The following is a 12,317-nucleotide window of genomic DNA, read 5'->3' on the forward strand; positions in this document are numbered from 1 at the left end:
CGCCGAGCCCGACCATGCCCGCACACGCCATCGCCGCCGTCGTCTACAAGCCCACCGACAACATCGAGGCCCTGCTCGCCCGCGCCGCGCGCGCCCTGGGCGAGCGTGGCGTGCGCCTGGGCGGCGTGCTGCAGCACGACATCGCCACGGTGATCGAGGACCCCTGCGCGATGCAGCTCGAGAACCTGGAGACCGGCGAGAGCATCCCGCTGTCGCAGGAGCTCGGCCGCGGCTCGATCTCCTGCCGGGTCGACCCGGACGCGCTCGCGCAAGGCTCGATGGCGGTGCGCGGCGCGATCGAACGCGGCGTCGAGCTCGTCATCATCAACAAGTTCGGCGCGCAGGAAGTGTCGGGCGCCGGCCTGCGCGACGAAATGGCCGAGACGGTCGTGGCCGGCGTACCCCTGCTCACGGCGGTAGGCGAGCGCTTCCTCCCCGAGTGGAAGGAATTCACCGGCGGCGAGGGCGTGCTGCTCGAACCCACGCTCGACGCCATCCTCGCCTGGTGGTCGGCGCCACGGGCAGGCTGAGGCATGGACTGCCGCCCCGGCTGCGCCGCCTGCTGCATCGCGCCCTCGATCTCCTCGCCCATCCCCGGCATGCCGCACGGCAAACCCGCGGGTGTGCGCTGCGCGCAGCTCGACGAGGCCGGGCACTGCCGCCTGTTCGGCGACCCGCGTCGGCCGGCGGTGTGCGCCAGCCTGCGCCCCGGCGCCGAGATGTGCGGCACCGACCGCGAGCATGCCCTGCTTTTTCTCGCCACCCTCGAAGCGATGACGGCGACCTGAGCGGGCAAACCTACCCCGCAGTGCAACATCCCGCCGGCTATAATCCGGCCTCCGATCCCTCCACCCTTCCCCCACTTCCAGCCCGGCCGCATGGACCTCTCCCTCCTCCTCGTCGCGCTCGTCCTCGGCATCGTCGAAGGCCTGACCGAATTCCTCCCGGTGTCCTCCACCGGCCACCTCATCATCCTGGGCGACCTGCTCGGCTACAACGACGACACCAGCAAGGTGTTCAAGATCGTCATCCAGCTCGCCGCCATCCTCGCCGTGTGCTGGGACTATCGCGAGCGCCTGATCAAGGTCGCGAGCGGGATCACCACCGAACCGAGCGCGCAGCGCTTCGTCGGGCTGCTGTTCATCGGCTTCCTGCCCGCGGCGGTGCTCGGGCTGATGTTCCACTCCACCATCAAGGGCCTGCTGTTCAACCCGATCACGGTGGCCATCGCGCTGGTGGTCGGCGGCCTGATCATCCTCTACGTGGAAAAGCGCGCCTACCACCCGCGCCTGAATTCGGTGGATGAACTGCGCTGGACAGACGCGCTCAAGGTGGGCTTCGCCCAGGCGCTGGCGATGATCCCGGGCACTTCGCGCTCGGGCGCGACCATCATGGGCGGCGTCATCTTCGGCCTGTCGCGCAAGACGGCGGCGGAGTTCTCCTTCTTCCTGGCGATCCCGACCATGTTCGCCGCCACCGCCTACGACCTGTACAAGAACTGGGCGCTGCTGCGGGTGGAAGACCTGCCGGTGTTCGCGGTCGGCTTCATCGCCTCCTTCGTCGCCGCGATGTGGGCGGTGAAGAGCTTCATCAAGTTCATCTCCAACCACACCTTCGTCGCCTTCGCCTGGTACCGCATCGTCTTCGGCATCTTCGTGCTCGCCACCTGGTACTTCGGCTGGGTCGAGTGGTCCGAGCCATGATCGAGGCAGCACGATGATCCTCTACCTGCACGGCTTCCGTTCCGCCCCGGCGTCGATCAAGGCGCGCGCCCTGAAGGCACGCATGGTCGAGCGCGGCCTGGCCGAACGCTTCTGGTGCGCGCAGCTGCCGGTGTCGCCGCGCGCCGCGATCGCGCTCGCCGAAACGGAGATCGCGCGCATCCGCGCCGCCGGCCTCGAGCCCACCGTGGTCGGCAGCTCGCTCGGTGGCTACTACGCCACCTGGCTCGCCGAGCGCCACGACTTGCGCGCGGTGCTGATCAATCCGGCCGTGGTCGCGCCGCTCTCGCTCGAGGCCTATGTCGGCGTGCAGGACAACCTCTACACCGGCGAGCGCTTCGAATTCACCCGCGGCCACATCGACGAGCTGCGCGCGATCGAGGTGCCGACGATCACCCGGCCGGAGCGCTTCTGGCTGCTGGTGGAGACCGGCGACGAGGTGCTCGACTACCGCCACGCGGTGGACAAGTACGCTGGTGCCCGCCAGACCGTGCTCGAAGGCGGCGACCATGGCTTCTCGCGCTGGAACGACTACCTGGACGAGGTGCTCGCCTATGCGGGGCTGGGCGATACCCGCCCCTGACCCGACCGAACACGGAGTGCCGCCGATGAGCCGTCCCACCGATCCCGCCCAACCCGGCTTCGATGCCCGCCGCTTCAAGGCCATGGAGCGCGCCGGCTTCAACCGCATCGCCGCGCGCTACGCCGAAGGCGCCCACCTGCGCGCCGAACTCGCCGAAGCCCTGCTCGAGGCCGCCGCGCTCGCCCCCGGCCAGCGCGTGCTCGACCTCGCCAGCGGCCCCGGCCTGCTCGCCGGCCAGGCCGCGCTGCGCGTCGCCCCCGGCGGCAGCGTGCTCGCCACCGACATCGCCGAGGGCATGCTCGCCGAAGGCGCGCGTCGCTGCGGCGAACACGCCGACGCTCCGTGCTTCGCCGCCGCCGACGCCGAACAGCTGTGCCTCGCCGACGCCAGCATGGACCGCGTGCTCGCCGGGCTGGCGCTGTTCATCTTCCCGCACCCCGAGCGCGCGCTCGCCGAAATGCACCGCGTGCTCATGCCCGGCGGACGGGTGGCACTGTCGGTGTGGGGCGTGCGCGAGTCCGTGCCGCTGATCCACCGCGCTCAGGACACCATCGCCCGCCTGCTGCCGCCGCCCAAGGTGTCGCGCCCCTCGGTGTTCCGCTACGGCGAGGCGGAGGTGCTGTCCGCCACGCTCGCGGCGGCCGGCTTCGACGACATCGACATCCGCCCCTGCACCTTCTCCTGCCACTTCGCCGACGCCGAAGCCTACTGGCAGGCCTTCCTCGACCTCGCCGGCGGTGCCGCGGAGGCGCTCGGCCGCCTGCCCGAGCCCATCCAGGCGGACCTGCGCGCGGCGGTCGCGGACGACCTCGCCGATCACCGCTGCGACGACGGCCGCGGTGGCTTCCTGGTGCCGGCCCTGACCCTGGTGGCGAGCGCCCGCCGTCCGGGCTGACCCCCCGGGCCGAGCCCTGCCGCCCGCGCGGCCGGGGGCCGCACTGCGGCCCGCCGCCGATTTCCCGGCGCCCCCGCCTTCCTACTTCCACCCCCTGCCCCGTCCGGATCCCGACTTGTCCCGCTTCCAAACCCGCGCACCGACCGCGGCACTCCCCGCTTCCGCAGTCGAAGGCGACACCCGCGCCGTGCGCCAGGGCATGTTCGCCGCCCTCGCCGCCTTCGTGACCTGGGGTCTGGCGCCGCTCTACTTCCGCGCCCTCGGCAGCGTACCGCCCTTCGAGATCGTCGCCCACCGCGTGCTGTGGTCGGCGCTGCTGCTCGCGCTGATGCTGGCCACGCTGCGCTTCACCGGCGGCTTCGAACGCGTGGGCGCCGTGCTGCGGCAGCCCCGCCTGCTCACCCTGCTCGCGCTCACCTCGCTGCTCACCAGCAGCAACTGGCTGGTCTTCATCTGGGCGATCGACGCCGGGCGCCTGCTCGAGGCCAGCCTCGGCTACTTCATCAACCCGCTGGTCAGCGTGGCGCTCGGCGCGATCTTCCTCGGCGAACGCCTGCGCCCGCTGCAGGCCGCCGCGGTGGGCATCGCCTGCGCCGGCGTGACCTGGCGGGTCTGGCAGCTCGGCAGCCTGCCGTGGATCCCGCTCTTCCTCGCCGGCACCTTCGGCCTCTACGGCCTGCTGCGCAAGCGCGCCCCGGTGGACGCCGTGGGCGGACTCTTCATCGAGACGCTCGTCGTCGCGCCCCTCGCGCTCGCCTGGCTGCTGTGGCTGCACGCCCAGGGCAGCCTCGCCTTCGGCAGCGGCAACCCGGCCGAATGGCTGCTGCCGCTCACTGGCGTGATCACCGCGATCCCGCTGATGCTGTTCGCGGTCGGCGCCCGCCGCCTGCCGCTGGCCACGGTCGGCTTCCTGCAGTACATCGCGCCCAGCCTCAATTTCCTGGTCGCGGTGCTGCTCTTCCGCGAGCCCTTCGACACCACCCAGCTCGTCGGCTTCGCGCTCATCTGGCTCGCGCTCGCGGTGTATTCCGCGGACATGGTCAGGGCCGGGCGGCGGACGGCACGGCGAGCCCGCTGACGGAAGCGGTGCGCGCCAGCCGCGTCGGGTGACGGCCGCGCAGATCGACGGGGCACCCAATGGCAGCGTCGGCGGTCGCATCCCCGCCAGGATCGCGACTTGCGTCGCTCCTACGGCGCACCCCGGTGCCACGGCTCGCTGCCGGCGCGATCGGCCCCGAATGCGCGAGGCCGCGGGGCAGGGGATGGCGGGGGCCAACTTCAGGAGCGCCGAGGTGGAGGGCGTCGCGGGGGAAACAAGGCGACGCATGTCCGAGGCGCGCAGCGACGAGTTTGCGTCGCCGCCCCCGCGGCGTCCTCCACCGCGGGAAGCCCCGAGCGCAGCGAGGGGCCGCGAGTGCAGGCGGCCCCCGCCATCCCCGGCCCCGCGGCCGAATCGAAGCCGCACCGACTCCGAACCACGCCGACGCCGAACCGCACCGCACTGGAGCCGCACCGAATCGGTGCCAGCCCCGATCGGAGCCGCGCCGGATCGCCCCCCGCGCGGCATCGCCCCCTCATTCGCACCCCGCGATAGGGCCGGCGGCCCGAATCCAGTAAACTAGCGCGCTTGCTTTCTTCAGGCGGATGCCGATGTTCGTGCTGTATGAAGAGGACGGGGCCTTCAAGGCCGGAACCATCCTCGCCGATAACGACGCCACGCTGCAGGTCGAGAACACCCACGGCAAGCGGGTGAAGCTCAAGCGCGCCCATGTGCTGATGGAGTTCCGCGAGCCGGGGCCTTCCGACCTGCTCGCGCGCGCCGAGGCCGAGGCCGAAGGCCTGGACGTCGAATTCCTCTGGGAAGTGTGCGGCGACGACGAGTTCGCCTTCGCCGACTTCGCCGCCGAATATCACGGCCATGTGCCGAACGCGGTCGAATCGGCCGCCCTGCTGCTGCGCCTGCACTCGGCGCCGATCTGGTTCCACCGCAAGGGACGCGGGCGCTTCCGCAAGGCCCCCGCCGACATCCTCCAGGCCGCGCTCGCCGGCCTCGAGAAGAAGCGCCAGCAGGCCGCCGCGATCGAGCACATGCGCGCCGAACTGGTCGCCGGGCGCCTGCCGCCCGAGCTCGCCGCGCTGCTGCCGCAGGCGCTCTACCGCCCCGACCGCAACCGCCCCGAGATCAAGGCGCTCGAGGCCGCCTGCGTCGACAGCGGGCTGTCGGCCGCGCGCCTGCTGCTGGCCTGCGGTGCGCTCGCCTCGAGCTACGACTTCCATTACAACCGCTTCCTCTTCGAGCACTTCCCCGAAGGCACTGCCTTCCCCGCCATCGAGCCCCCTGTGCTGCCGACCGCGCTGCCGCGTGCCGAGGTTGCCGCATTCTCGATCGACGACGCCTCCACCACCGAGATCGACGACGCCTTCTCGGTGACGCCGCGCGCCGAGGGCGGCTGGCGCATCGGCATCCACATCGCCGCACCCGCGCTCGGCTTCGCGCGCGGCTCGACGCTCGACGCGGTCGCGCGCCGGCGCCTGTCCACCGTCTACATGCCGGGCAACAAGATCACCATGCTGCCCGACGAGATCGTGCAGACCTTCACCCTCGGCGAGGGCCGCGACTGTCCGGCGGTGTCGCTCTACCTCGACATCACCCCGGGGCTGGCGATCGTCCACCAGGAGAGCCGGGTCGAGCTCGTGCCGATCGTGGCCAACCTGCGCCACCACGACATCGAGCCGGTGTTCAACGACGACACCGTCCACAACGGCGGCCCCGACTTCCAGTGGAAGCGCGAACTGACCCTGCTGTGGGACCTCGCCACCGTGCTCGAGGCTGGACGCGGCAAGGCCGCCGGCAACGAGGACCGCATCGACTTCGGCTTCAGCGTGGACTGGACCGAGGAGACCGCGGACGGCCCGGGACGCGTCAGCATCGGCCGGCGCCTGCGCGGCTCGCCGATGGACAAGCTCGTCGCCGAGCTGATGATCCACGCCAACATGACCTGGGGCAAGCTGCTCGATACCTCGGGCATCCCCGGCCTGTATCGCGCCCAGGGCGGCGGCAAGGTGCGCATGACCACGGTCGCCGCGCCGCACGAAGGCCTCGGGGTGGACTGCTACGCGTGGTCGAGCTCGCCGCTGCGGCGCTACGTCGACTTGGTGAACCAGTGGCAGATCATCTCGGTGCTGCAGGGCACCCCGCCCGCGTTCGCGCCCAAGTCGGCCGAGCTGATGGCGGCGATGCGCGACTTCGAGCTCACCTACGCCGAGTACGCCGAGTTCCAGCGCGGCATGGAGCGCTACTGGTGCCTGCGCTGGCTGCGCCAGCACGGCCGCGGCGAGGTCGAGGCCACGGTGCTGCGCGAGAACGTGGTGCGCCTCGCCGAGATTCCGCTGGTGATCCGCGTACCCTCGATGCCGCTGCAGATGCCCGGCAGCCGGGTCAAGCTCGTCGTCGAGCGCACCGACCTGCTCGACGTCGAGGTGGAGGCACGCTTCGTGCAGACGCTCGCCGAACCCGATCCCGAGACGGTGGACGAGGCCGGCTTCGGTTTCGCGTGATCTGCGCATGACTCCGCCCGCCGCCCCCGTCCTGCCCGCCGGCGCCCTGCCGGGGGTCTGGAGCGGGCGCCTGCGGCGCTTCGGCGGACCGCGGCTGGTGGCGGCCTTCGTCATCTCGATCAGCCTGCACGCGCTGCTGCTGCTGATCCACTTCCGCCTGCCCGAGGCCAAGCCCGCGCGCGACAAGGGTCTGGAAGTGGTGCTGGTCAACGCCCGCCACGCCCGGGCACCCGACAAGGCCGAGGTGCTCGCGCAGGCCAACGTCGATGCCGGCGGCAACACCGAGCAGGAGGTGCGCGCGAGCACACCGCTGCCACCGCAGCCCAACCGCCAGGACGGCGACGCCCTGGTCGAGGCCAAGCGCCGCACGCCCGAGCCGGTGCGCGAACAGAAGCAGGTGATCACTCGCGACAAGGCCCCTGCCAAGGTCGCCGCGGCGCCCAAGAAGACCGAGCAGCCCACGCCGACACCCGAGCCGCAGCGCGAGATCAGCGGCCTCGACCTGCTCGACAGCGCCGCCGCGGTCGCCCGCATCGAGGCCCAGATCGACCGCGACCTCAAGGAGCTCGCCAAGCGTCCGCGCAAGAAGTTCATCGGCGCGCGCGCGCAGGAATACCGCTTCGCGCAGTACGTCGAGGACTGGCGGCAGAAGGTCGAGCGCATCGGCACGCTGAACTACCCCGATGCGGCGCGCGGCCGGCTCTACGGCAGCCTGCTGCTGTCGGTGACGATCCGCTCCGACGGCACGGTGGAGCGGATGGGCGTGCATCGCAGCTCGGGCCACAAGGTGCTCGACGACGCCGCGCTGCGCATCGTCAAGATGGCCGCGCCCTACGCCCCCTTCCCGCCCGACATCCGCAAGGACTACGACGTGATCGAGATCACCCGCACGTGGACCTTCACCAACAGCGACCAGGTGCGCGCCAACTGAGACCCCGCCCATGGACCGTTACGCCGTCGTCGGCAACCCGATCGCCCACAGCAAATCGCCCTGGATCCACGCCGCGTTCGCTCGCCAGACCGGGCAGGCGCTCACCTACGAGGCCCTGCTCGCCCCGCCCGACGATTTCGCCGCGACGGTGGCGCGCTTTCGCGCCGAGGGTGGGCGCGGCCTCAACGTCACCGTGCCCTTCAAGCTCGAGGCCTTCGCCCTCGCCGACCGCCGCACGCCGCGTGCCGAGGCGGCCGGTGCGGTCAACACGCTCGCCTTCGGCACGGACGGCATCCTCGGCGACAACACCGACGGCGCCGGCCTGGTGCGCGACCTCGCGAGCCATCTCGGTTGCCCGCCCCGCGGGCGGCGCATCCTGCTGCTGGGCGCCGGCGGCGCCACCCGCGGTGCGCTGTTGCCGCTGCTCGACACCGCACCCGCTGACCTGTGCATCGCCAACCGCACGGCGCACAAGGCGGTGGAGCTGGCGCAGGCCTTCGCCGCCCACGCCGGCACGGTGCGCATCGAGGGCTGCGGCTTCGAGGCGCTCGCCGACCAGCGCTTCGACCTCGTGATCAACGCCACCTCCGCCAGCCTGTCCGGCGAACTGCCGCCGCTGCCGCCCGGCCTCTACGCCCAGGGCGCGCTCGCCTACGACATGATGTACGGCCGCGGCCATACGCCCTTCCTGCGCGCCGCGCTCGCCGACGGTGCGGCGCGGGTGGCCGACGGGCTGGGCATGCTGGTCGAGCAGGCCGCCGAGAGCTTCGCGCTGTGGCGCGGCGTGCGCCCCGACTCCGCGCCGGTGCTGGCCGAGCTGCGCCAGCTCATCGAAGCCGGCTGAGGCCAGCGTGCCGATCCCCGCGCCGCGCCGCATCCTCGGCTGGGTCGCCCGCGGGCTGGGTGTCGCGCTGCTGTTGGCGCTGTTCTGGCAGGCGGTGCTGCTGACCCAGGTGGTGTGGTGGAGCCGCTTCGATCCCGGCAGCACGAGCTTCATGCGCATCCGCCTCGCCGAGTTGCGCGAAGCCGACCCGCGGGCCGAACTGCGCCAGCAATGGGTGCCCTACGAGCGCATCTCGATCCACCTCAAGCGCGCGGTGGTCGCTGCCGAGGACGATCGCTTCCTCGACCACGACGGCTTCGACTGGGAGGGCATCGAGCGCGCCCTGGAGCGCAACGCCGAGGAGGGCCGCGTCACCGCCGGCGGCTCGACGATCAGCCAGCAGCTCGCCAAGAACCTCTTCCTGTCGTCCTCGCGCTCCTGGCTGCGCAAGGGCCAGGAGGCGGCGATCACCCTGATGATCGAGGCGACCTGGGACAAGCGCCGCATCCTCGAGGTGTACCTGAACGTGGCCGAATGGGGCAACGGCGTGTTCGGTGCCGAGGCCGCCGCGCGCCACTACTACGGCCGCCCGGCCGCCAGCCTGGGCCCGGCCGAGGCCGCGCGCCTGGCGGTGATGCTGCCCAACCCGCGGCGCTACGAGAAGACCTTCGGCCCCCGCCTGGCCGCGCACGCGGCGCGGGTGCAACGGCGGATGGCGAATTCGCAGGTGCCTTGAGCGCGACGCGCAAGGCGCGAGGGGCGGGAATGGCCCTCCGCCGATTTTTCGCCTTCTGTCACATGATCGGGGTCGCGTGCGCGGGGGGGAGTCCGTAGAATTCGCGACTTGCCCCTCCGCCGGCCTTGCGCGCGATGACCGAGCCCGAAGAACTCCACGCCGACGACGTCCAGCAGCACCTCAAGGAGGTGCAGGATCTGCTCGCCCGCCAGAAGGTGGTGGAGGGTCTCGTCCATCGCCAGGACATGCCGCGCCACGAGCTGGTGGAAAACCTCGTGCACAAGCAGCACGAGGCCGGGCTGCGCGCCAAGCTCGACAGTCTGCACCCGGCCGACATCGCCTACATCCTCGAGGCGCTGCCGCGCGAGGAGCGTCTCTATGTCTGGGACCTGGTCAAGGCAGAGCGTGACGGCGAGATCCTGCTCGAGGTCTCCGACGCGGTACGCGAGTCGCTCATCGAGACGATGGACCCCGAGGAGCTCAAGGCGGCGGCAGGTTCGCTGGATGCCGACGAGCTCGCCGACCTCGCCCCCGACCTGCCGCCCGAGGTCATCGAGGACGTCTTCCAGTCGCTCGACAGCGAGGGCCGCGAGCAGCTGCGCGCGGCGATGTCCTACCCGGAGGATTCCGTCGGCGCGCTGATGGACTTCGACATGGTGACGGTACGCGACGACGTCACCCTGGAGGTCGTGCTGCGCTACCTGCGCCGCTTCGACGAACTCCCCGACCACACCGACAAGCTCTTCGTGGTCGACCGCGAGGACCACCTCGAGGGCATCCTGACCCTGGAGACGCTGCTGATCAGCGACCCGGAAAGGACCGTGGCCGAGGTGATGCGCTCCGAGCCGGTGATCAGCTTCACCCCCGAGGACGAGGCCGACGACGCCGCCCAGGCCTTCGAGCGCTACGACCTGGTGTCGGCGCCGGTGATCGATTCCGAGCGGCGGGTGATCGGCCGCATCACCGTGGCCGACGCGGTGGACTTCATCCGCGAGGAGTCCGAGGCCGAGATCCTGTCCCAGGCCGGCCTGCGCGAGGAGGAGGACATCTTCGCCTCGGTGTGGAGCTCGGTGAAGAACCGCTGGGCCTGGCTGGCGATCAACCTCGTCACCGCCTTCGTGGCCTCGCGCGTGATCGGCCTGTTCGAGGAGTCGATCGAGAAGCTGGTCGCGCTCGCGGCGCTGATGCCGATCGTCGCCGGCATCGGCGGCAACTCGGGCAACCAGACCGTGACGATGATCGTGCGTGCGATCGCGATGGGCCAGGTCGAGCCCTCGGCGATGACCCGCCTGCTGCGCAAGGAGCTCGGCGTGGCGCTGATCAACGGCGTGGTGTGGGGCGGACTGCTCGGCGTGCTGGCGTGGTGGCTCTACGGCAACGTCGATCTCGGGCTGGTGATGACCGGTGCGATGACGCTGAACCTCCTGCTGGCAGCCTGCGCGGGCGTGCTGGTCCCGATGCTGCGCCAGCGCCTCGGCGCCGACCCCGCGCTCGGCGGCTCGGTGATGATCACCGCACTCACCGATTCGGGCGGCTTCTTCATCTTCCTCGGGCTGGCGACGCTTTTCCTGCTCTGACGGGCGAGATGTGAGGAATATGGCGCCAGGAGCGGGCGAGCCCGCTCCGCAGGCCTGCGGGAAGGCTCAGCCCAGTTGGGCGAAGACCGCGCGCGCCACGGCCACCGTGGCGTCGATCTCGGCCTCGCCATGCGCCACCGACACGAAGCCGGCCTCGAAGGCCGAGGGCGCGAAGTAGTGGCCGGCTTCCAGCATGGCGTGGAAGAAGCGGTTGAAGCGCTCCTTGTCCGTAGCCATCACCTGGGCGAAGGAGGCCGGCACCTTGTCGGCGAAATAGACGCCGAACATGCCGCCGACCGAGTCCGCGCTGAACGTGACGCCGGCATCCTTGGCCGCCGCGGCGAGACCCGCAACCAGTCGCTGCGTGCTCGCCGTCAGCCGCTCGTAGAAGCCGGCCTCACGCGTCAGCTGCAGCGACACCATGCCCGCCGCCACTGCCACCGGGCTGCCCGACAGGGTGCCGGCCTGGTAAACGCTGCCCAGCGGGGCGATCTTTTCCATGATGTCGCGACGACCGCCGAAGGCGCCCACCGGCATGCCGCCGCCGATCACCTTGCCGAGCGTGGTCAGGTCGGGGGTGATGCCGTAGAGGCCCTGCACGCCCTGCGGGCCGACGCGGAACCCCGTCATCACCTCGTCGAAGATCAGCACCGCGCCGTACTCGGTGCAGATGCGGCGCAGGCCTTCGAGGAAGCCGGGCTGCGGCTTGATCAGGTTCATGTTGCCGGCCACCGGCTCGACGATGATCGCGGCGATCTCGTCGCCGCGCGCCTTGAACACGTCCTCGACCTGCTGCAGGTCGTTGTAGTCGAGCACGATGGTGTGCTTGGCGAAGTCCGCCGGCACGCCACCCGAGGACGGGTTGCCGAAGGTCAGCAGGCCGGAGCCGGCCTTCACCAGCAGGCTGTCGGCGTGGCCGTGGTAGCAGCCCTCGAACTTCACGATCGCGTCGCGGCCAGTGAAGCCGCGCGCCAGCCGGATCGCGCTCATGGTCGCCTCGGTGCCCGAACTGACCAGGCGCACCATCTCCACCGAGGGCAGCATGGCGCAGATCAGCTCGGCCATGTCGACCTCGCTCTCGGTGGGCGCACCGAAGGACAGGCCCTTCAGCGCCGCCTCGCGCACCGCCTCGACGATCGCCGGGTGGGCGTGGCCGGCGATCGCCGGGCCCCAGGAGCCGACGTAGTCGATGTACTCCTTGCCATCCGCATCCCACACCCGGGCACCTTCGGCGCGCGCAAGGAAGCGCGGCGTGCCGCCCACCGAGCGGAAGGCGCGGACGGGCGAATTGACGCCACCGGGGATGCTGCGCTGGGCGCGCTGGAAGAGGGCTTCGTTACGGCTGGTCATGGCAGAGGGTTCCTGTGCTGCGTGCGAAAGCCGGCATTGTGGCGCCGCAAGGCCAAGCCGGTCCACCACCGGCATTCACACGACTTGCGCGGCAAGCGTCCGCATGAGCCGCCCGCCTTGGCCGCCGACCACAGAGAACCGAT

Annotated in this window: 12 protein-coding genes; 11 read left to right on the top strand and 1 reads right to left on the bottom strand. The window is 71.1% G+C overall.

The window, feature by feature from the left end; all coding sequences use genetic code 11:
- Positions 1–14: 14 nt before the first annotated feature.
- From ACZ5PP_RS10085 to mgtE, 11 genes are all read left to right on the top strand, one after another.
- A complete protein-coding gene (locus tag ACZ5PP_RS10085; protein WP_004321676.1) occupies positions 15–530 on the top strand; it encodes a DUF2478 domain-containing protein in 516 nt (171 codons plus the stop codon).
- Positions 531–533: 3 nt separating this feature from the next.
- Positions 534–788 carry a YkgJ family cysteine cluster protein gene (locus tag ACZ5PP_RS10090; protein WP_004321677.1) on the top strand — a complete coding sequence of 85 codons (255 nt, stop codon included), beginning with the start codon at positions 534–536 and terminating at the stop codon, positions 786–788.
- Positions 789–878: 90 nt separating this feature from the next.
- Positions 879–1,703 (top strand): undecaprenyl-diphosphate phosphatase, encoded by an 825-nt coding sequence (locus ACZ5PP_RS10095; RefSeq protein ID WP_464827017.1) that lies wholly within the window; start codon positions 879–881, stop codon positions 1,701–1,703.
- Between the two features lie 13 nt (positions 1,704–1,716).
- Positions 1,717–2,304 carry a YqiA/YcfP family alpha/beta fold hydrolase gene (locus ACZ5PP_RS10100; RefSeq protein WP_374615825.1) on the top strand — a complete coding sequence of 196 codons (588 nt, stop codon included), beginning with the start codon at positions 1,717–1,719 and terminating at the stop codon, positions 2,302–2,304.
- Between the two features lie 25 nt (positions 2,305–2,329).
- Positions 2,330–3,199: a class I SAM-dependent methyltransferase gene (locus ACZ5PP_RS10105; protein WP_012586059.1), complete on the top strand. Its 870-nt coding sequence runs from the start codon at positions 2,330–2,332 to the stop codon at positions 3,197–3,199.
- A 199-nt stretch (positions 3,200–3,398) separates the two neighbouring features.
- Positions 3,399–4,277, top strand: coding sequence for an EamA family transporter RarD (rarD, locus tag ACZ5PP_RS10110; protein WP_464827051.1), 879 nt, complete (start codon positions 3,399–3,401; stop codon positions 4,275–4,277).
- A gap of 572 nt (positions 4,278–4,849) precedes the next feature.
- The gene (locus tag ACZ5PP_RS10115) at positions 4,850–6,757 is read left to right on the top strand and encodes a ribonuclease catalytic domain-containing protein (protein ID WP_012586061.1); all 1,908 of its coding nucleotides are present in this window, start codon (positions 4,850–4,852) and stop codon (positions 6,755–6,757) included.
- Positions 6,758–6,764: 7 nt separating this feature from the next.
- Entirely contained in the window at positions 6,765–7,688 is a 924-nt protein-coding gene (locus tag ACZ5PP_RS10120) for an energy transducer TonB (protein ID WP_464827018.1), read from the top strand.
- A 10-nt stretch (positions 7,689–7,698) separates the two neighbouring features.
- Entirely contained in the window at positions 7,699–8,532 is an 834-nt protein-coding gene (aroE, locus tag ACZ5PP_RS10125) for a shikimate dehydrogenase (RefSeq protein WP_464827019.1), read from the top strand.
- 7 nt (positions 8,533–8,539) lie between these two features.
- Positions 8,540–9,247, top strand: coding sequence for a monofunctional biosynthetic peptidoglycan transglycosylase (gene mtgA / locus ACZ5PP_RS10130; RefSeq protein ID WP_004321314.1), 708 nt, complete (start codon positions 8,540–8,542; stop codon positions 9,245–9,247).
- A 134-nt stretch (positions 9,248–9,381) separates the two neighbouring features.
- Entirely contained in the window at positions 9,382–10,824 is a 1,443-nt protein-coding gene (gene mgtE, locus ACZ5PP_RS10135) for a magnesium transporter (protein ID WP_464827020.1), read from the top strand.
- Between the two features lie 66 nt (positions 10,825–10,890).
- Here mgtE and hemL read toward each other — a convergent pair whose 3' ends face one another.
- Positions 10,891–12,174: a glutamate-1-semialdehyde 2,1-aminomutase gene (gene hemL / locus ACZ5PP_RS10140; protein WP_043745062.1), complete on the bottom strand. Its 1,284-nt coding sequence runs from the start codon at positions 12,172–12,174 to the stop codon at positions 10,891–10,893.
- Between the last annotated feature and the right edge of the window lie 143 nt (positions 12,175–12,317).

The organism is Thauera sp. DNT-1 (assembly GCF_055393985.1).

What these genes read in the sequence shown, in the direction of transcription:
- ACZ5PP_RS10090 (WP_004321677.1), top strand. Translation starts at nt 534, where the DNA reads ATGGACTGCCGCCCCGGCTGCGCCGCCTGCTGCATCGCGCCCTCGATC.
- aroE (WP_464827019.1), top strand. Translation starts at nt 7,699, where the DNA reads ATGGACCGTTACGCCGTCGTCGGCAACCCGATCGCCCACAGCAAATCG.
- ACZ5PP_RS10095 (WP_464827017.1), top strand. Translation starts at nt 879, where the DNA reads ATGGACCTCTCCCTCCTCCTCGTCGCGCTCGTCCTCGGCATCGTCGAA.
- hemL (WP_043745062.1), bottom strand. Translation starts at nt 12,174, where the DNA reads ATGACCAGCCGTAACGAAGCCCTCTTCCAGCGCGCCCAGCGCAGCATC.
- ACZ5PP_RS10100 (WP_374615825.1), top strand. Translation starts at nt 1,717, where the DNA reads ATGATCCTCTACCTGCACGGCTTCCGTTCCGCCCCGGCGTCGATCAAG.
- rarD (WP_464827051.1), top strand. Translation starts at nt 3,399, where the DNA reads ATGTTCGCCGCCCTCGCCGCCTTCGTGACCTGGGGTCTGGCGCCGCTC.
- mgtE (WP_464827020.1), top strand. Translation starts at nt 9,382, where the DNA reads ATGACCGAGCCCGAAGAACTCCACGCCGACGACGTCCAGCAGCACCTC.
- ACZ5PP_RS10115 (WP_012586061.1), top strand. Translation starts at nt 4,850, where the DNA reads ATGTTCGTGCTGTATGAAGAGGACGGGGCCTTCAAGGCCGGAACCATC.
- ACZ5PP_RS10105 (WP_012586059.1), top strand. Translation starts at nt 2,330, where the DNA reads ATGAGCCGTCCCACCGATCCCGCCCAACCCGGCTTCGATGCCCGCCGC.
- ACZ5PP_RS10085 (WP_004321676.1), top strand. Translation starts at nt 15, where the DNA reads ATGCCCGCACACGCCATCGCCGCCGTCGTCTACAAGCCCACCGACAAC.
- ACZ5PP_RS10120 (WP_464827018.1), top strand. Translation starts at nt 6,765, where the DNA reads ATGACTCCGCCCGCCGCCCCCGTCCTGCCCGCCGGCGCCCTGCCGGGG.